The 23,805-nt window shown below is 61.4% G+C and carries 18 protein-coding genes and 3 tRNA genes; 20 read left to right on the forward strand and 1 reads right to left on the reverse strand.

Going from position 1 to position 23,805, the window contains the following annotated elements; all coding sequences use genetic code 11:
* The first annotated feature begins 31 nt into the window (after positions 1-31).
* The 15 genes from WHT83_RS15875 (at position 32) to WHT83_RS15945 (ending at position 18,324) form a co-directional block, all read left to right on the forward strand.
* A tRNA-Tyr gene (locus WHT83_RS15875) sits at positions 32-116 on the forward strand.
* A 126-nt stretch (positions 117-242) separates the two neighbouring features.
* Positions 243-316, forward strand: a tRNA-Gly gene (locus WHT83_RS15880).
* A gap of 196 nt (positions 317-512) precedes the next feature.
* On the forward strand, positions 513-1,688 hold the full coding sequence (gene tuf, locus WHT83_RS15885; protein WP_108608191.1) for an elongation factor Tu: 1,176 nt from the start codon (positions 513-515) through the stop codon (positions 1,686-1,688).
* Between the two features lie 129 nt (positions 1,689-1,817).
* A complete protein-coding gene (locus tag WHT83_RS15890) occupies positions 1,818-3,437 on the forward strand; it encodes a hypothetical protein (protein WP_406871725.1) in 1,620 nt (539 codons plus the stop codon).
* A gap of 128 nt (positions 3,438-3,565) precedes the next feature.
* The gene (locus WHT83_RS15895; protein ID WP_406871726.1) at positions 3,566-4,045 is read left to right on the forward strand and encodes a group II truncated hemoglobin; all 480 of its coding nucleotides are present in this window, start codon (positions 3,566-3,568) and stop codon (positions 4,043-4,045) included.
* A gap of 163 nt (positions 4,046-4,208) precedes the next feature.
* Positions 4,209-4,284 (forward strand) — tRNA-Trp (locus WHT83_RS15900).
* Between the two features lie 305 nt (positions 4,285-4,589).
* On the forward strand, positions 4,590-4,790 hold the full coding sequence (gene secE, locus WHT83_RS15905; RefSeq protein WP_055973830.1) for a preprotein translocase subunit SecE: 201 nt from the start codon (positions 4,590-4,592) through the stop codon (positions 4,788-4,790).
* Positions 4,791-4,817: 27 nt separating this feature from the next.
* Complete coding sequence (gene nusG, locus WHT83_RS15910; protein ID WP_108608198.1) at positions 4,818-5,345, forward strand: transcription termination/antitermination protein NusG; 528 nt, start codon at positions 4,818-4,820, stop codon at positions 5,343-5,345.
* A 155-nt stretch (positions 5,346-5,500) separates the two neighbouring features.
* On the forward strand, positions 5,501-5,929 hold the full coding sequence (gene rplK, locus WHT83_RS15915; protein WP_055973823.1) for a 50S ribosomal protein L11: 429 nt from the start codon (positions 5,501-5,503) through the stop codon (positions 5,927-5,929).
* Between the two features lie 4 nt (positions 5,930-5,933).
* Entirely contained in the window at positions 5,934-6,632 is a 699-nt protein-coding gene (gene rplA / locus WHT83_RS15920) for a 50S ribosomal protein L1 (protein ID WP_108608197.1), read from the forward strand.
* Positions 6,633-7,021: 389 nt separating this feature from the next.
* Positions 7,022-7,540, forward strand: coding sequence for a 50S ribosomal protein L10 (gene rplJ, locus WHT83_RS15925; protein ID WP_055973817.1), 519 nt, complete (start codon positions 7,022-7,024; stop codon positions 7,538-7,540).
* A 54-nt stretch (positions 7,541-7,594) separates the two neighbouring features.
* Entirely contained in the window at positions 7,595-7,966 is a 372-nt protein-coding gene (gene rplL / locus WHT83_RS15930; protein ID WP_055973815.1) for a 50S ribosomal protein L7/L12, read from the forward strand.
* A 200-nt stretch (positions 7,967-8,166) separates the two neighbouring features.
* Positions 8,167-12,303: a DNA-directed RNA polymerase subunit beta gene (gene rpoB, locus WHT83_RS15935; RefSeq protein WP_183261256.1), complete on the forward strand. Its 4,137-nt coding sequence runs from the start codon at positions 8,167-8,169 to the stop codon at positions 12,301-12,303.
* Positions 12,304-12,497: 194 nt separating this feature from the next.
* The gene (rpoC, locus tag WHT83_RS15940; RefSeq protein WP_406871727.1) at positions 12,498-16,694 is read left to right on the forward strand and encodes a DNA-directed RNA polymerase subunit beta'; all 4,197 of its coding nucleotides are present in this window, start codon (positions 12,498-12,500) and stop codon (positions 16,692-16,694) included.
* Between the two features lie 208 nt (positions 16,695-16,902).
* A complete protein-coding gene (locus WHT83_RS15945) occupies positions 16,903-18,324 on the forward strand; it encodes an APC family permease (protein ID WP_406871728.1) in 1,422 nt (473 codons plus the stop codon).
* Positions 18,325-18,354: 30 nt separating this feature from the next.
* Here the strand turns inward: WHT83_RS15945 and WHT83_RS15950 are convergent, their stop codons facing one another.
* Complete coding sequence (locus WHT83_RS15950; protein WP_108608193.1) at positions 18,355-18,636, reverse strand: transcriptional regulator; 282 nt, start codon at positions 18,634-18,636, stop codon at positions 18,355-18,357.
* Between the two features lie 474 nt (positions 18,637-19,110).
* Between WHT83_RS15950 and rpsL the strand changes: the two genes are divergently transcribed.
* The 5 genes from rpsL to rpsJ all read left to right on the forward strand — a co-directional run bounded on the left by rpsL (position 19,111) and on the right by rpsJ (position 23,753).
* Positions 19,111-19,482, forward strand: a complete 372-nt coding sequence (rpsL, locus tag WHT83_RS15955) for a 30S ribosomal protein S12 (protein WP_008837709.1) — start codon at positions 19,111-19,113, stop codon at positions 19,480-19,482.
* 62 nt (positions 19,483-19,544) lie between these two features.
* Positions 19,545-20,015, forward strand: coding sequence for a 30S ribosomal protein S7 (gene rpsG / locus WHT83_RS15960; RefSeq protein ID WP_055973800.1), 471 nt, complete (start codon positions 19,545-19,547; stop codon positions 20,013-20,015).
* A gap of 32 nt (positions 20,016-20,047) precedes the next feature.
* Positions 20,048-22,138, forward strand: a complete 2,091-nt coding sequence (gene fusA, locus WHT83_RS15965) for an elongation factor G (RefSeq protein WP_183261253.1) — start codon at positions 20,048-20,050, stop codon at positions 22,136-22,138.
* Positions 22,139-22,205: 67 nt separating this feature from the next.
* Entirely contained in the window at positions 22,206-23,381 is a 1,176-nt protein-coding gene (gene tuf / locus WHT83_RS15970) for an elongation factor Tu (RefSeq protein ID WP_108608191.1), read from the forward strand.
* A 63-nt stretch (positions 23,382-23,444) separates the two neighbouring features.
* Complete coding sequence (gene rpsJ / locus WHT83_RS15975) at positions 23,445-23,753, forward strand: 30S ribosomal protein S10 (protein ID WP_006205468.1); 309 nt, start codon at positions 23,445-23,447, stop codon at positions 23,751-23,753.
* The last annotated feature ends 52 nt before the right edge of the window (positions 23,754-23,805 follow it).

Raw genomic sequence — 23,805 nt, forward strand, 5'->3', positions numbered from 1 at the left:
AGCCTCGTAGCATGGCTCCGGCAAAGCAGTTGGAGGAGTGCCCGAGTGGTTAAAGGGGACGGACTGTAAATCCGTTAGCTCAGCTTACGTTGGTTCGAATCCAACCTCCTCCACCACTGCCGGCCCGGAAGCCATAAAGCGCATGGCCTCGAAAGGTGAGTTCATCTTTCGGCAAGGAACATGCGCCAAGGTATATGCCAAGAGCGTCCTTCGCTCCTGAACAGGCGCGCGGCGCTCAGGGCGCGGGTATAGCTCAATGGTAGAGCAGCAGCCTTCCAAGCTGAATACGCGGGTTCGATTCCCGCTACCCGCTCCAGCGCATTTCGCCGAAGCGAGAAGCCTTTTATTTTTGTCCGCTTGCTCCCATATGTGCGTCCAGCACTGAAAGAGTAGCGCTGCTTGTGGGCCTGACCTTGGCGTTTGGGCAAAAGGCGCTTGTCTTTTTCGGCCTTTATCGGTAATCGCCCCGCATCCGACCGGAACCAAGGTCCCGATGCCTAAGGAAAGAGACAATGGCAAAAGGTAAATTCGAGCGTAATAAGCCTCATGTGAACATTGGCACGATTGGTCACGTCGACCACGGCAAGACGTCGCTGACGGCGGCGATCACGAAGTATTTCGGCGAGTTCAAGGCCTACGACCAGATCGACGCAGCGCCTGAAGAGAAGGCCCGCGGCATCACCATTTCGACGGCACACGTCGAATACGAGACGCCGGCCCGCCACTACGCTCACGTCGACTGCCCCGGCCACGCCGACTATGTCAAGAACATGATCACCGGTGCCGCCCAGATGGACGGCGCGATCCTGGTCGTTTCGGCTGCCGACGGCCCGATGCCGCAGACCCGCGAGCACATCCTGCTCGCCCGTCAGGTCGGCGTTCCGGCCCTGGTGGTGTTCCTCAACAAGGTCGACCTGGTCGACGACGCCGAGCTGCTCGAGCTGGTCGAGCTCGAAGTGCGCGAGCTGCTGTCGAAGTACGAATTCCCCGGCGACGACATTCCGATGATCAAGGGTTCGGCTGTTGCGGCGCTCAACGATTCGGACAAGAAGATCGGCGAAGACGCGATCCGCGAGCTGATGGCTGCGGTCGACGCCTACATCCCGACGCCTGAGCGTCCGATCGACCGTCCGTTCCTGATGCCGATCGAAGACGTGTTCTCGATCTCGGGCCGCGGCACGGTTGTCACCGGTCGCGTCGAGCGCGGCATCGTCAAGGTCGGCGAAGAAGTCGAGATCGTCGGCATCAAGGCGACCTCGAAGACGACGGTTACCGGCGTCGAGATGTTCCGCAAGCTGCTCGACCAGGGCCAGGCCGGCGACAACATCGGCGCGCTGATCCGTGGCGTTGGCCGTGAAGACGTCGAGCGCGGCCAGGTGCTGTGCAAGCCGGGTTCGGTCAAGCCGCACAAGAAGTTCGTGGCTGAAGCCTACATCCTGACCAAGGAAGAGGGTGGCCGTCACACGCCGTTCTTCACCAACTACCGTCCGCAGTTCTATTTCCGCACGACCGACGTGACCGGCATCGTGTCGCTGCCGGAAGGCACCGAGATGGTCATGCCCGGCGACAACATCACCGTTGACGTCGAGCTGATCGTGCCGATCGCCATGGAAGAGAAGCTCCGCTTCGCTATCCGTGAAGGCGGCCGCACCGTCGGCGCCGGCATCGTCGCTTCGATCAAAGAATAATCGACGGTTCACTGTCGAAAGCATGAAGGGCGGCCTCCGGGCCGCCCTTTTTGTTTGGCCGATACATTGCAAGTCCCGGTTCCGGAATTACTATCGCTTTGGGTAGCGGCTGGTTTGGGGGAATCCGCCATGGGCAAGGGCTCGCGCGCAGTCTGGCAGGAGCTTGTCCTGTCTTTTGCCTTGGCTATCGTAGTCGCACTGTCGTTTCCGGCCTCGGCGGAGGCCGCCAAGCACAAGCCTCCGGACAATGACGGGCCGCCCATGCGTTTCGCCGTCGTGCGCAGCGCCTCGCCGGGTTGCGAGCCGCTTTGCCCTGAATGGATTTCGGCCGAGGGCACGATCACGCGTTCGACGCCTGCCGAGTTCAAGAAGCTGCTCAAGAAGCTGGGCGACAAGCGACTGCCGGTCATCGTGACTTCGCCCGGCGGCCACGTCGAGGCGGCATGGGAGCTGGGCCGGATGCTGCGGGCGCGCAAGCTCGACATTGGCGTTGGGCTTACCAGGTTTGTCGAATGTGCGCCTGGTCAGAAGGGCTGCAAGCTCGATCCGGCCAGGAAGGGTATCTACTCAGGCGCCTTGTACGCGGCCGGCGCTTACTGCGCCTCCGCTTGCTCGATGATGTTCGCGGGCGGCGTGCGCAGGCATGTGGGGCAGTGGGCCTACATGGGCGTCCATCAGGTGACTTCTTATGTGACGCAGCAGAAGATCACCTATCGCGAGACCTACCGGATCGTGAACGGCAAGAAGAAGGGCATCAAGCGCAAGGTCGTTGGCCGCAAGACAGTGGGCAGCTACACCACGACCAAGATGGGCAAGGCGTTCAAGTCCAAGATGTTGGCCTATCTCAAGGAGATGGGGGTCAAGCAGGCCATGTTCGATGCGGGGCAAAGCACACCCGCCGCCGACATGCGCCAGCTTGCCCTGGTGGAGATGCTCGACATGAACCTTGTCACGAGCATGGATGCCACCGACGCGCTGGTGAGCATCGAGATCTGCAAGCGCGCTGTTCCCGCCGGAAATTGCACCCTCGCGCCTGGTGTCAAACCACAACCCGGCACATACCCCAATCCCGTTGTGCCGGAAGACGGTGGTATGTGGTTTGTGGTTGTTCGCTCCGGCGAGGCTGGTTGCGAACCGACTTGCCCCGAATGGATTTCTGCTGAAGGCGACATCGATGCCAAGGCGTTGCCGCGGCTCGAGGCGACGCTCAAGGCGCTGGGCGGGCGGAAGCTTCCTTTGGTGGTGTCATCCCGAGGTGGCGACGTGGATACGTCGATGGCAATGGGCAAGATGATCCGCAAGCACGGCTTGGACGTTGCGGTTGGGGGCACGATATTTGGCGGCTGCCGGCCGCGCGATGAGGGCTGCAAGGTACCAGCCAAGTCGCCGTTCTTTGGCAATGCGGTTTCATACGAAGGGCTGTGCCTAAGCGATTGCACCCTCCTGCTGGCCGCGGGTAAGACGAGGCTGGTTGGCTACGGTGCTCGACTAGGTTGGTATCCGAGAGCTAAGCCGTCCACATCCGTGCTTGCGTCGTATCTTGACGAAATGGGGGTGCGGGCTCAATCGTTCGACGACGTTGCGCCTATCAAGGTCGTCTATACTGACCAGACAAGGCTCAAGGCGGCGGGGCTCCTGACCCGGAATGGCTCAGTGGATCTGCTGATCGATGGCAGTGTTTGCCGGCTGATTCCTATCCCCGCCAATTGCAGGCTGGCCAGTCAAGGTGAGTTTGCGCGGAAACAGTAAGGCGTCCCGCGCGCAAGGTTAGCCTCAATGCCAGTCATAAGCGGTAAGACATCCACGCACTGACAGCTGCAGGCTTCCCACCCGCGATCGCGCTCCCCATATGCCTTCAACGCTATAGGATGAAGGCGATGCAAAAAGACGTGCCGACATTGTTCGACTGGGCCGGCGGGGCAACGGCGCTCAACCGGCTGACGAGCGTATTCTATGACAAGGTGCGCAGTGATCCGCTGCTCGAACCGGTGTTCCGCAACATGTCCGGTGACCATCCCGCGCATGTCGCTGCCTTTATCGGCGAGGTGTTTGGAGGGCCGAAGGACTACAGCGAGAGCCATGGCGGCCATCCCGCCATGATCAGCTATCACCTCAACAGGCACCTGACCGAGGCGCAGCGCCGTCAATGGATTGCGCTGTTGCTCGATGCTGCCGACGAGGTGGATCTGCCCGACGATCCGGAGTTCCGTTCGGCGTTCGTCGCCTATCTCGAATGGGGTACGCGCCTGGCCAAGCTGAACTCACAGGACGGTGCCGCGCCCGCACTCCACGAACCGATGCCACGCTGGGGCTGGGGCGTACCAGGCGGACCTTACGTACCGCCCGCCAAATCGTGATCGGAAGCCTGGACCTGCCCAAGCCGGGCGGGCGAGGGCGCTTGTGCAGCGCCTCGTGCAATTCCGCCTGTGAATGTTGGAAGCATCGCGCACTCCACTCTTTACAGACGCCTCGGAAATCCTTAGGAAGCCCGTGCTGCGCAGATGATGCGCGGCGACAAGTACGGGCATAGCTCAGTTGGTAGAGCGGCGGTCTCCAAAACCGCAGGTCGTAGGTTCGAGCCCTGCTGCCCGTGCCAGTCTTGCCAGAATTCGCTAATTCAGGCATAAAGACTTCTATAGCCGGAACGGGACGACTGGATGGTCCCGACGCGGCGCTCAAACGTAGTACGGGTTCCTGCCACTTGCGTGGAAAGAGAATCGGCTCTATGTAGGCGAAACAGACACGCGGCGCGTGGAGCTGGGGATCCGGCTTTACGCGTCCGAATTGCATGGGCGGAATGTTTGCGCTGATTCGGCGCGGATTGCCTGCCATGCAGCGGCATCTCCCGGTCACGGGATCATCCAGAAGTCCGGTCAACGGACGTTGAAAGCAGAGCGGCACATGGCGAAAACCACGAACCCCTTCACCTTTCTGCAGCAGGTGCGGTCGGAAACGGCGAAGGTTACGTGGCCCTCACGGCGCGAGACGATGATCTCGACCGTCATGGTGCTCGGATTTGCCGTCATCGCGATGATTTTCTTTTTTGCCGCTGACCAGCTGATGGCATTCGCTGTCGAGCAGATCCTGGGCATTGGCCGCTAAGGCTGCGAATACGGAGAATTCCCTGAAATGACCGCGCGCTGGTACATCGTCCACGCCTATTCGAACTTCGAAAAGAAGGTCGCCGAGGACATTGAGCACAAGGCCAAGCAGAAGGGCCTGAGCGACCAGATCGAGCAGATCGTCGTTCCGACCGAAAAGGTTGTCGAGATTCGCCGCGGCCGCAAGGTCGATGCCGAGCGCAAGTTCTTCCCGGGCTATGTCCTGCTCAAGGCCAACCTCACGGACGCAGTGTTCAGTCTCGTCAAGAACACCCCGAAGGTTACTGGTTTCCTTGGCGATTCGAAGCCGGTGCCGATTACGGAAGCCGAGGCCCAGCGCATCCTGAACCAGGTTCAGGAAGGCGTCGAGCGTCCGAAGCCTTCGGTCACCTTCGAGATCGGCGAGGCGGTGCGCGTTTCCGATGGTCCGTTCGCCTCGTTCAACGGTTTCGTCCAGGAAGTGGACGAGGAGCGTGCGCGCCTCAAGGTGGAAGTTTCGATCTTCGGGCGCGCCGTGCCTGTCGATCTCGAATTCGGTCAGGTCGAAAAGGGCTGATCGAAACGCCCGTCACCGGTTTCGGTGGTGGGCAGTGCCAGGCGCATGCCTGGCGCAAGCATGGTGGGAGATGAGGCGGCTTAGCCGGTCGTCTTCTTCGCACCACCGAACTGCAACCGCCGGCCCAGCCGGCATGAAACAAAGGCAGGAAAGAGATGGCTAAGAAAGTTGCGGGCCAGCTCAAGCTTCAGGTTTCCGCGGGTTCGGCGACGCCGTCGCCCCCGATCGGACCGGCGCTTGGTCAGCGTGGCATCAACATCATGGAGTTCTGCAAGGCGTTCAACGCGCAGACCCAGGAGCTCGAGAAGGGGTCGCCGATCCCGGTCGTGATCACCTATTACCAGGACAAGTCGTTCACCTTCGTCATGAAGACGCCTCCGGTGGCCTACTTCCTGAAGAAGGCGGCCAACCTCAAGTCTGGCTCGAAGGAGCCGGGCAAGATCAAGGCTGGCGAGATCAGCAGCGCCAAGGTGCGCGAGATCGCCGAAGTCAAGATGAAGGACCTCAACGCGAACGACATCGAAGCCGCCATCAAGATGGTCGAAGGCTCGGCTCGTTCGATGGGCCTGGAAGTGGTGGGCTGAGATCATGGCTAAGATTGCAAAGCGCGTTTCCAAGTCCCGCGAAGGCATCGATGCAAACAAGGCTTACGGCCTTGGTGAAGCACTCGAGCTTTTGAAGGCTCGCTCGTCGGTCAAGTTCGACGAGACCATCGAAGTCGCCATGAACCTCGGCGTCGACCCGCGCCATGCTGACCAGATGGTCCGCGGCGTGGTCAACCTGCCGAACGGCACGGGCCGTACGGTCCGCGTTGCGGTTTTCGCACGCGATGCGAAGGCTGACGAAGCCCGCGCAGCCGGCGCCGACATCGTTGGTGCGGAAGATCTCGTCGACATCGTCCAGAAGGGCCAGATCGACTTCGACCGCTGCATCGCCACCCCCGACATGATGCCGCTGGTCGGCCGTCTCGGTAAGGTGCTCGGCCCGCGCGGCATGATGCCGAACCCGAAGGTCGGCACCGTGACCACCGACGTCGCAGCAGCCGTCAAGGCTTCGAAGGGCGGCGCCGTTGAGTTCCGTGTCGAGAAGGCCGGTATCATCCACGCCGGCGTCGGCAAGGTTTCGTTCGACGTCAAGGCGCTGGAAGAGAACGTCCGCGCCTTCGCGGATGCGGTCAACAAGGCCAAGCCGGCCGGTGCCAAGGGCGTCTACGTCAAGAAGGTGTCCGTCACCTCGACGATGGGCCCGGGCCTGAAGCTCGACCTCGGCACGCTCGCAGCGTCCTGATAAGTTGAATTTGGATCGGCCAATAAAGGCCTGATCCCGAATAAGAATTCCGGGCTTCCGAGCCCGGATTTTCGGAAGTTGGAAACAGCTTTCGAAAATCCTGTCCGAGATTGCAGGCGGTCCAGGCGACCCTTGGTCCTTAATTCGAATGGGCCTGCATGAGACGGGTGAAGACCAGACAAAGGAGCTTTGGCTCCAATGAAAGGTTCGAACCGTGTTTGCCTTTTGTCTGCGCATCGCGCCGGGCCGCAAGCCCGTCAGGTGTGGCGAAAGGGGGCAGGATCCTCGAGCGCCGTTCGGGTGATCTGGAATTTCTGGATTGGCCGCCCGGCAAAAGGCAACCCGACCGCTCACCCCGCAAATGGGAGGCGGTCAACTGGAGATAGGCAGTGGACAGAGCGGAAAAACGCGAACTCGTCACGGGCCTGAATGACGCGTTCTCGAACGCAGGTTCAGTCGTCGTGGCCCACTATGCCGGTATCACCGTCGCGCAAATGAACGATCTTCGCGTGAAGATGCGTCAGGCCGGCGGCACCGTCAAAGTCGCGAAGAACCGTCTCGCCAAAATCGCTCTTCAGGGCACGGAATCCGAAAGCATCATCGATCTGTTCAAGGGACAGACGCTGGTTGCCTATTCGGAGGATCCGATTGCAGCGCCGAAGGTCGCGTCCGACTTCGCCAAGACCAATGACAAGCTTGTCATCCTTGGTGGTTCGATGGGCACGACCTCGCTCAACGCCGACGGAGTCAAGGCTTTGGCCGCGCTCCCGTCGCTCGACGAGCTGCGTGCAAAGCTGGTTGGCATGATCGCCACCCCGGCTACCCGGATCGCCCAGATCGTCAATGCGCCGGCGGCTTCGGTCGCGCGCGTCATTGGCGCATATGCCCGGAAGGACGAGGCGGCATGAGGCCGTTCCTCGCTATCATCAACACACGTTCGAACTGATTGAAGGAATAGATAAATGGCTGATCTCGCAAAGATCGTTGACGACCTGTCGGCCCTGACCGTCCTCGAGGCGGCTGAGCTGTCGAAGCTCCTCGAAGAGAAGTGGGGCGTTTCGGCTGCTGCTCCGGTTGCAGTCGCTGCTGCTGGCGGCGCTGCTGCTGCTCCGGCTGAAGAGAAGACCGAGTTCGATGTCATCCTGGCAGCTGCCGGTGACAAGAAGATCGAAGTCATCAAGGAAGTCCGCGCCATCACCGGCCTGGGCCTCAAGGAAGCCAAGGACCTCGTCGAAGGCGCTCCGAAGCCGATCAAGGAAGGCGTCTCGAAGGCTGACGCCGAGAAGCTCAAGGCTCAGCTGGAAGCAGCTGGCGCCAAGGTCGAGCTTAAGTAAGCACGGTTTCGGTGGGCGGCTCAGTGCCGCCCACCGGCTCCCGTGACCCGGGGGATTGTGGGGAACCTATTTCCTGAGGGCCGCAAGCGGCTTTCAGGAAACGGGTTTTCGCCCGTTTTGGACAGGCCGCCGCCGAGGCGGCGAGAATGCAAGGTGAGCCTTAGCGACTCTCACCCCAAGAAAGGCAGCAAGGAGCGACGATGGCCCAGACCCAGACTTTCAATGGCCGCAGACGCGTACGCAAGTTCTTCGGAAAGATCCCTGAAGTTGCGGAGATGCCGAACCTGATCGAGGTTCAGAAGGCATCCTATGACCAGTTCCTGATGGTGGACGAGCCCAAGGGCGGTCGTCCCGACGAAGGACTGCAGGCCGTTTTCAAGTCGGTCTTCCCGATCTCGGACTTCTCCGGCGCTTCGATGCTGGAGTTTGTCAAGTACGAGTTCGAAGCACCGAAGTTCGACGTCGATGAGTGCCGTCAGCGCGACCTGACGTTTGCCGCGCCGCTCAAGGTGACGCTGCGCCTCATCGTGTTCGATATCGACGAGGATACCGGCGCGAAGTCGATCAAGGACATCAAGGAGCAGGACGTCTACATGGGCGACATGCCGCTCATGACGTCCAACGGCACCTTCATCGTCAACGGCACCGAGCGCGTCATCGTTTCGCAGATGCACCGTTCGCCGGGCGTCTTCTTCGATCACGACAAGGGCAAGTCGCACTCGTCGGGCAAGCTGTTGTTCGCTGCCCGCGTCATCCCTTATCGCGGTTCCTGGCTCGACATCGAGTTCGACTCCAAGGACATCGTCCACGCCCGTATCGACCGTCGCCGCAAGATCCCGGTTTCGTCGCTGCTGATGGCCCTCGGCATGGACGGCGAGGAGATCCTGTCGACCTTCTACAACAAGATCACCTACAAGAAGTCGGGCGACCATTGGCGCATCCCGTTCTCGGTCGATCGCTTCAAGGGCTTGAAGGCTGTCGGCGACCTGGTTGACGCCGATACCGGCGAGATCGTCGTCGAAGGCGGCAAGAAGATCACCGCGCGCCAGGCCAAGCAGCTTGCCGAGAAGGGCCTCAAGGCCATCAAGGCGACCGAAGACGATCTCTTCGGCAGCTATCTTGCCGAGGATATCGTCAACTACGCGACTGGCGAGATCTTCCTCGAAGCCGGCGACGAGATCGACGAGAAGACCCTCAAGGTTCTGCTTTCGGCCGGCGAGGAAGAGATCAAGATCCTCGACATCGACCACATCAACGTGGGCGGATACATCCGCAACACGCTGACGGTCGACAAGAACGAGAGCCGCCAGGACGCGCTGTTCGACATCTATCGTGTCATGCGCCCGGGCGAGCCGCCCACCATCGACACTGCCGAAGCGATGTTCAACTCGCTGTTCTTCGATAGCGAGCGCTACGACCTTTCGGCCGTCGGTCGCGTCAAGATGAACATGCGTCTCGAGCTCGACGCCGAAGACACCGTCCGTGTCCTGCGTAAGGAAGACATCCTTGCCGTGGTCAGGACGCTTGTCGAACTGCGCGACGGCAAGGGCGAGATCGACGACATCGACAACCTCGGCAACCGCCGCGTCCGTTCGGTCGGCGAGCTGATGGAGAACCAGTACCGTGTCGGTCTGCTGCGCATGGAGCGCGCGATCAAGGAGCGCATGTCGTCGATCGAGATCGACACCGTCATGCCGCAGGACCTGATCAACGCCAAGCCGGCCGCAGCTGCCGTGCGCGAGTTCTTCGGTTCCTCGCAGCTGTCGCAGTTCATGGACCAGACCAACCCGCTGTCGGAGATCACCCACAAGCGTCGTCTCTCGGCGCTTGGACCTGGCGGTCTGACCCGCGAGCGCGCCGGCTTCGAAGTCCGCGACGTGCATCCGACGCACTATGGCCGTATCTGCCCGATTGAAACGCCGGAAGGCCCGAACATCGGTCTGATCAACTCGCTGGCCACCTTTGCCCGCGTCAACAAGTACGGCTTCATCGAGAGCCCGTACCGCAAGATCGTCGATGGCAAGCTGACCAACGAGGTCGTCTATCTCTCGGCTATGGAAGAGGCCAAGCACTTCGTTGCTCAGGCCAACGCCGAGCTCGACAAGAACGGCCACTTCGTCGACGAGTTCGTCATTTGCCGTAACGCCGGCGAAGTGATGATGGCGCCGCGCGAAAACGTCGACCTTATGGACGTTTCGCCGAAGCAGATGGTTTCGGTCGCAGCTGCGCTGATCCCGTTCCTGGAAAACGACGACGCCAACCGCGCTCTGATGGGTTCGAACATGCAGCGTCAGGCCGTGCCGCTGGTGCGCGCCGAGGCTCCGTTCGTCGGCACCGGCATGGAGCCGATCGTTGCCCGTGACTCAGGCGCCGCCATCGGCGCCCGCCGCGGCGGCATCGTCGACCAGGTCGACGCGACCCGTATCGTTGTCCGTGCGACGGAAGATCTCGATCCGGGCAAGTCCGGCGTCGACATCTACCGCCTGATGAAGTTCCAGCGTTCGAACCAGAACACCTGCATCAACCAGCGTCCGCTGGTTCGCATGGGCGACCGGGTCAACAAGGGCGACATCATTGCCGACGGTCCGTCGACCGAGCTCGGCGATCTGGCGCTCGGCCGCAACGTGCTCGTCGCGTTCATGCCGTGGAATGGCTACAACTACGAGGACTCGATCCTGCTCTCCGAGCGTATCGTGGCCGACGACGTCTTCACCTCGATCCACATCGAGGAGTTCGAGGTCATGGCCCGTGATACGAAGCTCGGGCCTGAGGAAATCACCCGCGACATTCCGAACGTCTCGGAAGAAGCGCTGAAGAACCTCGACGAAGCCGGTATCGTCTACATCGGTGCGGAGGTGCAGCCGGGCGACATCCTGGTCGGCAAGATCACGCCGAAGGGTGAAAGCCCGATGACGCCGGAAGAGAAGCTTCTGCGTGCCATCTTCGGTGAAAAGGCGTCCGACGTCCGTGACACCTCCATGCGCATGCCGCCCGGAACCTACGGCACCATCGTCGAAGTTCGCGTCTTCAACCGCCACGGCGTGGAGAAGGACGAACGCGCCATGGCAATCGAGCGCGAGGAAATCGAGCGTCTCGCCAAGGACCGTGACGACGAGCAGGCGATTCTCGACCGCAACGTCTACAGCCGCCTGAGCGACATGCTCATCGGTAAGGACGCGATTGCCGGGCCGAAGGGCTTCAAGAAGGGCTCGACGCTCGCCAAGGAGACCCTGGACGACTATCCGCGTTCGCAGTGGTGGCAGTTCGCCGTCGAAGACGAGAAGATGCAGGGTGAGCTTGAGGCTCTGCGCGGCCAGTACGACGACTCCAAGAAGCAGCTCGAGCAGCGCTTCATGGACAAGGTCGAGAAGGTGCAGCGCGGCGACGAGATGCCGCCCGGCGTCATGAAGATGGTCAAGGTCTTCGTCGCGGTGAAGCGTAAGATGCAGCCCGGCGACAAGATGGCCGGCCGTCACGGCAACAAGGGTGTCGTGTCGCGCATCGTTCCGGTCGAGGACATGCCGTTCCTCGAAGATGGTACGCATGCCGACATCGTGCTGAACCCGCTCGGCGTGCCTTCGCGCATGAACGTCGGCCAGATCCTCGAAACCCATCTCGGCTGGGCTTGCGCCGGCATGGGCAGGAAGATCGGCGAGATGATCGATGCGTATAAGGCTGCCGGCGACATCAAGCCGCTGCGCGACACCATCGAGAGCATCATTCCGGCCAACGACCGGAACGAGCCGGTTCGCAATTACGACGACGAGAGTGTCGTTCGCCTCGGCGAGCAGATGCGTCGCGGCGTCTCGATCGCGACCCCGGTGTTCGACGGTGCGCACGAGGCTGACATCAACGAGATGCTGGAGCAGGCGGGCCTGCACACATCGGGTCAGTCGCAGCTCTATGACGGACGTACCGGCGAGCCGTTCGACCGCAAGGTGACGATGGGCTACATCTACATGCTCAAGCTTCACCACCTGGTCGACGACAAGATCCACGCTCGTTCGATCGGACCTTACTCGCTCGTTACCCAGCAGCCGCTGGGCGGCAAGGCGCAGTTCGGCGGTCAGCGCTTCGGCGAAATGGAGGTCTGGGCACTCGAAGCCTATGGTGCCGCCTATACGCTGCAGGAAATGCTGACGGTGAAGTCGGACGACGTGGCCGGCCGTACCAAGGTCTACGAGGCGATCGTGCGCGGCGACGACACGTTCGAAGCGGGCATCCCCGAGAGCTTCAACGTTCTCGTCAAGGAAATGCGTTCGCTGGGCCTCAATGTCGAATTGGAGAACACCAAGATCGACGAGACCGCTCATCGCCTGCCCGACGCGGCAGAGTAAGCATCAAAGGCGCGCCGCGGGATTTTTCCCGCGGCGTCGCCGCAGAGCATGATCCCCAAAGTTGGGTGCCGGTTTCGGTCAAGATCATGCTCATTTGTTGAGAATTCTTCGGCTATGGGCCGACACAGCTGGCGGGCGCTCTGGTCCGCACACGATGACAAGGGGCTTTCGAGGGCCCCGAAAAGGAGAACGGCATGAACCAAGAGGTCATGAATCTCTTCAACCCTCAGGCGCCTGCGCAGGTGTTCGATTCCATCCGGATTTCGCTCGCCAGCCCTGAGAAGATTCTGTCCTGGTCGTTTGGCGAGATCAAAAAGCCGGAGACGATCAACTATCGTACCTTCAAGCCGGAGCGCGACGGCCTGTTCTGCGCGCGCATCTTCGGCCCGATCAAGGACTACGAATGCTTGTGCGGCAAGTACAAGCGCATGAAGTACAAGGGCGTCATCTGCGAAAAGTGCGGCGTGGAAGTCACGCTGTCGCGCGTTCGCCGCGAGCGCATGGGCCACATCGAGCTCGCAGCGCCCGTCGCCCACATCTGGTTCCTGAAGTCGCTGCCGAGCCGCATCGGCACGCTGCTCGACATGACGCTCAAGGATATCGAGCGCGTCCTGTATTTCGAGAACTACATCGTTACCGAGCCTGGCCTGACCGCGCTCAAGGAGCACCAGCTCCTGAGCGAGGAAGAGTACATGCTTGCGGTTGACGAGTATGGCGAGGACAGCTTCACCGCCATGATCGGCGCCGAGGCCATCCACGACCTGCTCGCCAGCATGGACCTGGAGAAGATCGCGGGCGATCTGCGTTCGGAACTCGCCACGACGACGTCGGAACTCAAGCAGAAGAAGTACCTCAAGCGCCTCAAGGTCGTTGAGAACTTCATGGAATCGGGCAACCGTCCCGAGTGGATGATCATGAAGGTCGTGCCGGTGATCCCGCCGGACCTGCGCCCGCTGGTCCCGCTGGATGGCGGCCGCTTTGCGACCTCCGACCTGAACGATCTCTATCGCCGCGTGATCAACCGCAACAACCGCTTGAAGCGGCTGATCGAACTGCGTGCGCCTGGCATCATCATCCGCAATGAAAAGCGCATGCTGCAGGAGGCTGTCGACGCACTGTTCGACAACGGCCGCCGCGGTCGCGTCATCACCGGTGCCAACAAGCGCCCGCTGAAGTCGCTGTCCGACATGCTCAAGGGCAAGCAGGGTCGCTTCCGCCAGAACCTGCTCGGCAAGCGCGTCGACTATTCCGGCCGTTCGGTCATCGTGACCGGTCCGGAACTGAAGCTGCACCAGTGCGGCCTGCCGAAGAAGATGGCGCTCGAACTGTTCAAGCCGTTCATCTACGCCCGCCTCGACGCCAAGGGTTACTCCTCGACCGTCAAGCAGGCCAAGAAGCTGGTCGAGAAGGAAAAGCCGGAAGTCTGGGATATCCTCGACGAGGTCATCCGCGAGCATCCGGTTCTGCTCAACCGCGCGCCGACGCTGCACCGCCTGGGCATCCAGGCCTTCGAACCCACTCTGATCGAAGGCAAGGCCATCCAGCTGCATCCGCTCGTCTGCACGGCCTTCAACGCCGACTTCGACGGCGACCAGATGGCTGTCCACGTTCCGCTGTCGCTCGAGGCTCAGCTCGAAGCACGCGTGCTGATGATGTCGACCAACAACATCCTGCACCCGGCTTCCGGCGCGCCGATCATCGTGCCGTCGCAGGACATGGTTCTGGGTCTCTACTATCTTTCGATCGTCAACCAGAACGAGCCGGGCGAGGGCATGGCGTTTGCCGACATGGGCGAACTCCAGCACGCGCTTGAGACCAAGGCAGTCACCCTGCACGCCAAGATCAAGGGTCGCTTCCGCACGGTCGACGCCGAAGGCAATGTCGTATCCAAGATCCACGACACGACCCCGGGGCGCATGATCATCGGCGAACTTCTGCCGAAGAACGTCAACGTGCCGTACGAGACCGCAAACCAGGAGATGACCAAGAAGAACATCTCCAAGATGATCGATACCGTCTACCGCCACTGCGGTCAGAAAGAGACGGTCATCTTCTGCGATCGCATCATGGCTCTCGGCTTCGCTCACGCCTGCCGCGCCGGCATCTCGTTCGGCAAGGACGACATGCTCATCCCTGATACGAAGCACGGACTGGTCGAACAGACCGAAGCGCTCGCCAAGGAATATGAGCAGCAGTACAACGACGGCCTGATCACCCAGGGCGAGAAGTACAACAAGGTCGTCGACGCCTGGGCCAAGTGCTCGGAAAAGGTCGCCGACGAAATGATGGCCCGCATCAAGGCGGTGGAGTTCGAGGACAACGGCCGTCAGAAGCCGATGAACTCGATCTACATGATGTCGCACTCCGGTGCGCGTGGTTCGCCCACCCAGATGCGTCAGCTCGCCGGCATGCGCGGCCTAATGGCCAAGCCGTCGGGTGAAATCATCGAGACGCCGATCATCTCGAACTTCAAGGAAGGCCTGACCGTTCTTGAATACTTCAACTCGACCCACGGCGCCCGCAAGGGTCTCGCGGATACCGCTCTGAAGACGGCTAACTCCGGCTACCTGACCCGTCGTCTCGTCGACGTGGCGCAGGACTGCATCGTCAACTCGGTTGATTGCGGCACCGACAAGGGCCTCACCATGCAGCCGATCGTCGATGCCGGCCAGGTGGTCGCTTCGCTCGGTCTCCGTATCCTCGGCCGTACTTCGCTCGACGACATCAACCACCCGGTCACCGGCGATCTGCTGGTCAAGGGCGGAACGCTGATGGACGAACGCGACATCGAGGTGATCGAGAAGGCTGGCGTGCAGTCGGTCCGCATCCGTTCGGCACTGACCTGCGAAGTCAAGGTCGGCGTCTGCGCGGTCTGCTACGGTCGCGACCTGGCACGCGGTACCCCTGTCAACCAGGGTGAGGCTGTCGGTGTCATCGCCGCACAGTCGATCGGCGAGCCTGGCACGCAGCTCACCATGCGTACCTTCCACATGGGCGGTACCGCGCAGGTGGTCGACAGCTCGTTCCTCGAAGCTTCGTATGAAGGCAAGGTCGAGATCCGCAACCGCAACGTCGTCCGCAACTCCGATGGCAACCTCGTGGTCATGGGCCGCAACATGGCGATCCTGATCCTCGATGAAGCCGGCAAGGAGCGTGCGACGCACCGTGTCACCTATGGTTCGCGTATCTTCGTGGACGATGGCGACAAGGTGAAGCGCGGCCAGCGTGTTGCAGAGTGGGATCCCTACACCCGTCCGATCCTCACCGAAATCGAAGGCCGCGTGGCCTTCGAGGATCTGGTCGACGGCATTTCCGTTCAGGAAACGGCCGACGAGTCGACCGGCATCACCAAGCGTGAGGTCATCGATTGGCGTTCGACCCCGCGCGGCAACGATCTGAAGCCCGCCATGGTCGTTCAGGACTCCAAGGGCAAGGTCGGCAAGCTGTCGAAGGGCGGCGACGCCCGCTTCCTGCTCTCGGTCGAGGCCATTCTTTCGGTCGAGCCGGGTGCGCAGGTTCGCCCTGGCGACGTGCTGGCGCGTATCCCGATGGAAAGCGCGAAGACCAAGGACATCACCGGCGGTCTGCCGCGTGTTGCCGAACTCTTCGAAGCCCGCCGTCCGAAGGATCACGCCATCATCGCCGAGATCGATGGTACGGTCCGCTTCGGCCGCGACTACAAGAACAAGCGCCGCATCATCATCGAGCCGCATGACTCGACGCTTGAGCCGGTCGAATACCTGATCCCGAAGGGCAAGCCGTTCCATCTCCAGGACGGCGACGCCATCGAGAAGGGCGACTACATCCTCGACGGCAATCCGGCGCCGCACGACATCCTGGCGATCAAGGGCGTGGAAGCGCTTGCTTCCTACCTCGTCAATGAAATCCAGGAAGTCTACCGGTTGCAGGGCGTGTCGATCAACGACAAGCACATTGAGGTCATCGTCCGTCAGATGCTGCAGAAGGTCGAGATCACCGTACAGGGCGACTCGATCTACATCCCGGGCGATCATGTCGACGTCATCGAGTTCGACGAGGTCAACGATCGTCTGATCGAGGAGGGAAAGAAGCCTGCCGAAGGTCAGCCGGTTCTGCTCGGTATCACCAAGGCATCGCTGCAGACGCCGTCCTTCATCTCGGCCGCCTCCTTCCAGGAGACGACCAGGGTGCTGACGGAAGCTGCGGTCGCCGGCAAGACCGACATGCTGCAGGGTCTCAAGGAAAACGTCATCGTCGGCCGTCTCATCCCGGCCGGCACGGGCGGCATGATGAGCCAGATCCGGCGCATTGCCACCTCGCGCGACGAACTGATCCTCGACGAACGCCGCAAGCTTTCGGGCGCGGAAGTCGCCGAGCCGATCCTGACCGACATGGTCAACGCCGCTCAGTAAGAGCGCCGACCTATATGAATAGGAAAGGGGGCTTCGGCCCCCTTTTTCATTGCCGCTGGGCGCGGTTTTGGCGCCAGCCCCACGAGGCCTGCGCCGGGTCAAGGTGTGCTCCGCAACGTTAAGCTCATATATTCAGGGCGTTTGACATCCCGAGCCCACGAAAATAGCCTCGTCCTCACAGTGCCATCAGCCCTGAGAGGAGTGCCCGATGACCGACGTCCAAGGCAACGCGACAGGACAGGCGGTATCGGTCGAGCCAAGTCTCCATCGGGTCATGGGCCCTTGGCTGCTTCTTCTCTTCATTGTCGGCGATATCCTGGGCACTGGCATCTACGCCCTGACCGGACAAGTGGCCAAGCAGGTCGGCGGCGTGGTCTGGCTGCCGTTCCTGGTTGCCTTTGTCGTCGCCCTCATCACGGCCTTCAGCTATCTCGAACTGGTGACCAAATACCCCAAGGCGGCAGGAGCCGCTCTTTACGCCCACAAGGCGTTCGGCATCCATTTCATCACCTTTATCGTCGCTTTTGCGGTGATGTGCTCGGGCATCACGTCAGCCTCGACGGCCTCGCGCGCCTTTGCCGCCAACCTGTCGGGCGCCTTTGATCTTGGCCTCACCGGTACCTACGGCATCACGCTTATCGGCCTGGCATTCATGGCGATCGTCGCGGCCGTGAATTTCCGCGGCGTCGGCGAAAGCGTCAAAGCCAATGTCGTGCTGACATGCGTCGAGTTCACCGGCCTGATGATCATCATCGTCATCGGCCTCTGGGCGATCGGAGCAGGTGAAGGCGACGTCTCGCGCATCACCCAGTTTCACTCCGCGCCTGACCGGAGCGCCTTCTGGTCGGTGATCGCCGCGACTACGCTTGCCTTCTTTGCCATGGTCGGCTTCGAGGACTCGGTCAACATGGCCGAGGAATGCAAGGATCCGACCCGGATCTTCCCGAAGGTGCTGCTGACCGGCCTGCTGATCACCGGGGTGATCTATGTGCTGGTCTCCATCTCGGCGATCACCCTGGTACCGCCGGAACAACTCGGCGAGGGCGAGACGCCGCTGCTCAAGGTGGTTCAGGCCGGTGCGCCTAACTTTCCCGTCGAGGTATTCGGCTTCATCACCATGTTTGCGGTCGCCAACAGCGCCTTGATCAACATGCTGATGGCGAGCCGCCTCGTCTATGGCATGAGCCGCGAACACGTCCTGCCGCAGGTGCTCGGCAAGGTCCATGCGACGCGCCGCACGCCTTACATAGCCATCGGCTTCACCACCTTGCTGGCCTTCGCGCTCATTACCTTTGTCGGGGAAGTTCCGGCTCTCGGTGGAACCACGGCGCTGCTGCTGCTGTGCGTCTTCACCGTCGTCAACATTGCCGTGCTGGTGCTGCGTAAGGACAGCGTCGGGCACGATCATTTCCGGACGCCGACACCGCTGCCGATCCTGGGCGCGGTGGCTTGCGCGTTCTTCGCCGGACCGTGGACCGGGCGCGACCCGGTTCAATACAAGATCGCGGGCATCCTGATCGGTATCGGGGTGGTTCTCTGGTTCGTGACGGTCCTAGTCAACCGTGCCACTGGGCAGAGACCCGCCGAGCCGGAAATGGCAGATATCGGCGGGGCAGGGCCGGTCAACTGACCCGGGCGCATCCGGAAGGATGCGCTGCGATCAAAGCGGTTCGTTGAAGGTGACGATCGAGACCTCGCCTTCGAGCGCGCCCTGATATGCGGAGATATGCGGTTCGTCGTCGGGCTCGCCCTGCATGTCGCCGATCTGGTCGAGCTCGGCTTCGGCGTAACCTTCCTTCGCCAACGCCTCTAGTGCGGAGCGCACGGCGGAATCGTCGTCGGGCGCGACCAGCATGATATGCACGCCTTCGGGCTTCGCGCCCTTTTTGCGCCAGACTCGGCCCGTGATGATGGTCACCGGCTTTTCGTCGTTGTCGTTCATCGGTGATTCCCTGGTTTTAGATTCGCAAGTTGGGGATTCGCCCCAGTTTTGGCGATTTTCGCACGAAGAACTGATGCACGACAGGCCAAAGCCCGTTACAAACCGGCAAATAGCCCATGTTGCAGCGCAATAAAGTTGCTCTGGGCCTGCTGAGCCCCCCGAAGCCCCGGTTTCGTTAAGGTTTTTGGTGGGACGGGCTTGACGGTCAGCGGTCATGCGAGTAGATACCGCGTCGTCTGAGCCGATGTGAGGTTGGCTTTTCCGGGGCGACATGCCCTGGAGTTCACCTCAAACAGGGTTCGTTTTTACGAGCGAGAAGACATTTCCGGCGTGCATGAAGCGGTTTCGCTTCCTCTGCCTTTGTTCGGGCAAGACCGTAAGTCGCGGTTTGTGGCCCGAATTCGCGTATGGATTTTGCGCTTGAAGCCGCCCTGAACGGGCTTGAGACACGGAATTGAGAGACAAGAGGGTTTAATGCCTACCGTCAACCAGCTGATCCGCAAGCCGCGCATTGCGCCGGTGAAGCGCAACAAGGTTCCGGCCATGCAGGCCAACCCGCAGAAGCGGGGCGTTTGCACGCGCGTCTATACGACGACGCCGAAGAAGCCGAACTCGGCTCTGCGTAAGGTCGCAAAGATCCGCCTGACCAATGGTTTTGAAGTGATCGGCTACATCCCCGGCGAAGGCCACAACCTTCAGGAGCACTCCGTGGTCATGATCCGCGGCGGCCGCGTGAAGGATCTTCCGGGCGTGCGCTATCACATCATCCGCGGCGTGCTCGACACGCAGGGCGTGAAGAACCGCAAGCAGCGCCGTTCGAAGTACGGTGCGAAGCGTCCGAAGTAAGGTTTTCCGGCTTCGACGCCTTTCCTTTTGCGTCGTGGCCACGAGATTGAGAGACAAGAGCTATGTCCCGTCGTCACAGTGCAGATAAGCGCGAAGTCAACCCGGATCCCAAGTTCGGCGATCTGGTCGTCACCAAGTTCATGAATGCTGTCATGTATGACGGCAAGAAGTCGATCGCTGAAACGATCGTTTACGGTGCGCTCGACCAGGTTCAGGCCAAGACCAAGCAGGAGCCGGTAACGGTCTTCCATCAGGCGCTCGACAATGTCGCGCCGCATGTGGAAGTGCGTTCGCGCCGCGTCGGCGGTGCCACTTACCAGGTTCCGGTCGATGTGCGTCCCGAGCGTCGCCAGGCACTCGCCATTCGTTGGCTGATCACTGCCGCCCGCAACCGCAACGAGACCACCATGGTCGATCGTCTCTCCGGCGAACTGATGGACGCGGCCAACAACCGCGGCACCGCCGTGAAGAAGCGTGAAGACACCCACAAAATGGCGGAAGCCAACCGCGCCTTCGCGCACTACCGCTGGTAACGGCGCGAACGAACGACTGAGAGGCACCTCCCATGGCCCGCGAATACAAGATCGAAGACTACCGCAATTTCGGTATCATGGCGCATATCGACGCCGGCAAGACCACGACGACCGAGCGCATCCTTTATTACACGGGCAAGTCGCACAAGATCGGCGAAGTCCATGACGGCGCTGCCACCATGGATTGGATGGAGCAGGAGCAGGAGCGCGGCATCACGATTACGTCCGCTGCCACCACGACCTTCTGGAAGGGTCGCGACGGCAAGCAGCGCCGCTTCAACATCATCGACACCCCCGGCCACGTCGACTTCACCATTGAAGTCGAGCGTTCGCTGCGCGTTCTCGACGGCGCCATCGCGCTGCTCGATGCCAACGCCGGTGTCGAACCGCAGACCGAGACCGTGTGGCGCCAGGCGGACAAGTACAACGTCCCGCGCATGATCTTCTGCAACAAGATGGACAAGATCGGCGCGGACTTCTACCGCTCCTACGAGATGATCAAGTCGCGCCTCGGTGCGACGGCCGTTGCCGTCCAGCTGCCGATCGGCGCTGAGGCCGATTTCAAGGGCGTCGTCGACCTGATCGAGATGAAGGCGCTGGTCTGGCGCGACGAAAGCCTGGGCGCTGCCTGGGACATTGTCGAGATCCCTGCCGACCTCCAGGCCAAGGCCGAAGAGTTCCGTGACAAGATGATCGAGACCGCCGTCGAAATGGACGAGACGGCTCTCGAGAACTACCTCGAAGGCAAGATGCCGTCGAACGACGAACTGCGCGCGCTGATCCGCAAGGGCACCATTGCCGTCAAGTTCTTCCCGATGTTCTGCGGCTCGGCCTTCAAGAACAAGGGCGTACAGCCGCTGCTCGACGGCGTCGGTGACTTCCTGCCGTCGCCTCTCGACGTGCCTGCCATCAAGGGTATCGACCCGAAGACGGAAGGCGAGATGGAGCGTCACTCGTCGGACGAAGAGCCGCTCTCGATGCTGGCCTTCAAGATCATGAACGATCCGTTCGTCGGCTCGCTCACCTTCTGCCGCATCTATTCGGGCAAGGTGACCAAGGGCGCTTCGCTCGAAAACACCGTCAAGGGCAAGAAAGAGCGTCTCGGCCGTATGCTGCAGATGCACTCGAACTCGCGCTCTGACATCGAAGAGGCTTTCGCGGGCGACATCGTCGCTCTGGCCGGCCTCAAGGAAACGACCACCGGCGACACGCTCTGCGATCCGCTGCACCCGGTCATTCTCGAGCGCATGGAATTCCCCGAGCCGGTCATTCAGATCGCGATCGAGCCGAAGACCAAGGGCGACCAGGAAAAGATGGGCCTCGCGCTCAACCGCCTGGCTGCCGAAGATCCTTCTTTCCGCGTCAAGTCGGACGAAGAATCCGGCCAGACCATCATCGCCGGCATGGGCGAACTTCACCTCGACATCATCGTCGACCGCATGCGTCGCGAGTTCAAGGTCGAGGCCAACGTCGGTGCACCGCAGGTTGCCTATCGCGAGACGATCAGCCGCACGCACGAACAGGACTACACCCACAAGAAGCAGTCGGGTGGTACGGGCCAGTTCGCTCGCGTCAAGATCGTGTTCGAACCGAACCCCGAGGGCGAGGATTTCGTCTTCGAATCGAAGATCGTCGGCGGCGCAGTTCCGAAGGAATACATCCCGGGCGTCGACAAGGGTCTCCGCAGCGTCCTGTCTTCGGGTCCGTTCGCGGGCTTCCCGATGATCGGCGTCAAGGCGACGCTCATCGACGGTGCCTATCACGACGTCGACTCCTCGGTGCTGGCCTTCGAGATCGCCGGTCGCGCCTGCCTTCGCGAAGCAGCTCCCAAGCTGGGCGTCCAGCTGCTCGAGCCGATCATGAAGGTCGAAGTCGTGACGCCGGAAGATTATGTCGGCAACGTCATCGGCGACCTGAACAGCCGTCGTGGCCAGATCCAGGGCCAGGAAAGCCGCGGTGTTGCCGTCGTCGTCAACGCGATGGTCCCGCTGGCCAACATGTTCAAGTACGTGGACAGCTTGCGCTCGATGTCGCAGGGCCGTGCCCAGTACACGATGCAGTTCGACCACTACGAGCCGGTTCCGACCGCGGTCGCTCAGGAAGTTCAGAAGAAATACGCGTAATTCCAAGGAATTGCAGCGTTTTATTAATTCAACGCCCTTATCGGGCTAGCAGGAATGGAGACCTCACATGGCAAAAGGTAAATTCGAGCGTAATAAGCCTCATGTGAACATTGGCACGATTGGTCACGTCGACCACGGCAAGACGTCGCTGACGGCGGCGATCACGAAGTATTTCGGCGAGTTCAAGGCCTACGACCAGATCGACGCAGCGCCTGAAGAGAAGGCCCGCGGCATCACCATTTCGACGGCACACGTCGAATACGAGACGCCGGCCCGCCACTACGCTCACGTCGACTGCCCCGGCCACGCCGACTATGTCAAGAACATGATCACCGGTGCCGCCCAGATGGACGGCGCGATCCTGGTCGTTTCGGCTGCCGACGGCCCGATGCCGCAGACCCGCGAGCACATCCTGCTCGCCCGTCAGGTCGGCGTTCCGGCCCTGGTGGTGTTCCTCAACAAGGTCGACCTGGTCGACGACGCCGAGCTGCTCGAGCTGGTCGAGCTCGAAGTGCGCGAGCTGCTGTCGAAGTACGAATTCCCCGGCGACGACATTCCGATGATCAAGGGTTCGGCTGTTGCGGCGCTCAACGATTCGGACAAGAAGATCGGCGAAGACGCGATCCGCGAGCTGATGGCTGCGGTCGACGCCTACATCCCGACGCCTGAGCGTCCGATCGACCGTCCGTTCCTGATGCCGATCGAAGACGTGTTCTCGATCTCGGGCCGCGGCACGGTTGTCACCGGTCGCGTCGAGCGCGGCATCGTCAAGGTCGGCGAAGAAGTCGAGATCGTCGGCATCAAGGCGACCTCGAAGACGACGGTTACCGGCGTCGAGATGTTCCGCAAGCTGCTCGACCAGGGCCAGGCCGGCGACAACATCGGCGCGCTGATCCGTGGCGTTGGCCGTGAAGACGTCGAGCGCGGCCAGGTGCTGTGCAAGCCGGGTTCGGTCAAGCCGCACAAGAAGTTCGTGGCTGAAGCCTACATCCTGACCAAGGAAGAGGGTGGCCGTCACACGCCGTTCTTCACCAACTACCGTCCGCAGTTCTATTTCCGCACGACCGACGTGACCGGCATCGTGTCGCTGCCGGAAGGCACCGAGATGGTCATGCCCGGCGACAACATCACCGTTGACGTCGAGCTGATCGTGCCGATCGCCATGGAAGAGAAGCTCCGCTTCGCTATCCGTGAAGGCGGCCGCACCGTCGGCGCCGGCATCGTCGCTTCGATCAAAGAATAATCCGAATAACGATCTGTCGCGGGCGGGAATACGCCCGCGCCGCGCCAGAACAAGGAAGTGACCATGAACGGACAGAATATCCGCATCCGCCTCAAGGCGTTTGACCACCGGGTTCTCGACGCTTCGACCCGCGAGATCGTGTCGACCGCAAAGCGCACCGGCGCCAACGTTCGCGGCCCGATCCCGCTGCCGACGCGGATCGAGAAGTTCACGGTGAACCGCTCGCCGCACGTCGACAAGAAGAGCCGCGAGCAGTTCGAGATGCGCACGCACAAGCGTCTGCTGGACATCGTCGATCCGACCCCGCAGACCGTCGATGCTCTGATGAAGCTCGACCTCGCCGCAGGTGTCGACGTCGAAATCAAGCTCTAAGAGCTAACATGAGCCGCGCGAGCAGATCCAAACGGCTCCTCTGAAGGAAAAC

The sequence above is a fragment of the Aminobacter sp. P9b genome (assembly GCF_045345995.1).
In the GTDB taxonomy this organism is placed as follows: domain Bacteria; phylum Pseudomonadota; class Alphaproteobacteria; order Rhizobiales; family Rhizobiaceae; genus Aminobacter; species Aminobacter niigataensis.

Excerpts from the sequence above, each read along its gene's own strand:
- tuf (WP_108608191.1), top strand. The coding sequence starts at position 513 with ATGGCAAAAGGTAAATTCGAGCGTAATAAGCCTCATGTGAACATTGGC.
- WHT83_RS15890 (WP_406871725.1), top strand. The coding sequence starts at position 1,818 with ATGGGCAAGGGCTCGCGCGCAGTCTGGCAGGAGCTTGTCCTGTCTTTT.
- WHT83_RS15895 (WP_406871726.1), top strand. The coding sequence starts at position 3,566 with ATGCAAAAAGACGTGCCGACATTGTTCGACTGGGCCGGCGGGGCAACG.
- secE (WP_055973830.1), top strand. The coding sequence starts at position 4,590 with ATGGCGAAAACCACGAACCCCTTCACCTTTCTGCAGCAGGTGCGGTCG.
- nusG (WP_108608198.1), top strand. The coding sequence starts at position 4,818 with ATGACCGCGCGCTGGTACATCGTCCACGCCTATTCGAACTTCGAAAAG.
- rplK (WP_055973823.1), top strand. The coding sequence starts at position 5,501 with ATGGCTAAGAAAGTTGCGGGCCAGCTCAAGCTTCAGGTTTCCGCGGGT.
- rplA (WP_108608197.1), top strand. The coding sequence starts at position 5,934 with ATGGCTAAGATTGCAAAGCGCGTTTCCAAGTCCCGCGAAGGCATCGAT.
- rplL (WP_055973815.1), top strand. The coding sequence starts at position 7,595 with ATGGCTGATCTCGCAAAGATCGTTGACGACCTGTCGGCCCTGACCGTC.
- rpoB (WP_183261256.1), top strand. The coding sequence starts at position 8,167 with ATGGCCCAGACCCAGACTTTCAATGGCCGCAGACGCGTACGCAAGTTC.
- rpoC (WP_406871727.1), top strand. The coding sequence starts at position 12,498 with ATGAACCAAGAGGTCATGAATCTCTTCAACCCTCAGGCGCCTGCGCAG.
- WHT83_RS15945 (WP_406871728.1), top strand. The coding sequence starts at position 16,903 with ATGACCGACGTCCAAGGCAACGCGACAGGACAGGCGGTATCGGTCGAG.
- WHT83_RS15950 (WP_108608193.1), bottom strand. The coding sequence starts at position 18,636 with ATGAACGACAACGACGAAAAGCCGGTGACCATCATCACGGGCCGAGTC.
- rpsL (WP_008837709.1), top strand. The coding sequence starts at position 19,111 with ATGCCTACCGTCAACCAGCTGATCCGCAAGCCGCGCATTGCGCCGGTG.
- rpsG (WP_055973800.1), top strand. The coding sequence starts at position 19,545 with ATGTCCCGTCGTCACAGTGCAGATAAGCGCGAAGTCAACCCGGATCCC.
- fusA (WP_183261253.1), top strand. The coding sequence starts at position 20,048 with ATGGCCCGCGAATACAAGATCGAAGACTACCGCAATTTCGGTATCATG.
- tuf (WP_108608191.1), top strand. The coding sequence starts at position 22,206 with ATGGCAAAAGGTAAATTCGAGCGTAATAAGCCTCATGTGAACATTGGC.
- rpsJ (WP_006205468.1), top strand. The coding sequence starts at position 23,445 with ATGAACGGACAGAATATCCGCATCCGCCTCAAGGCGTTTGACCACCGG.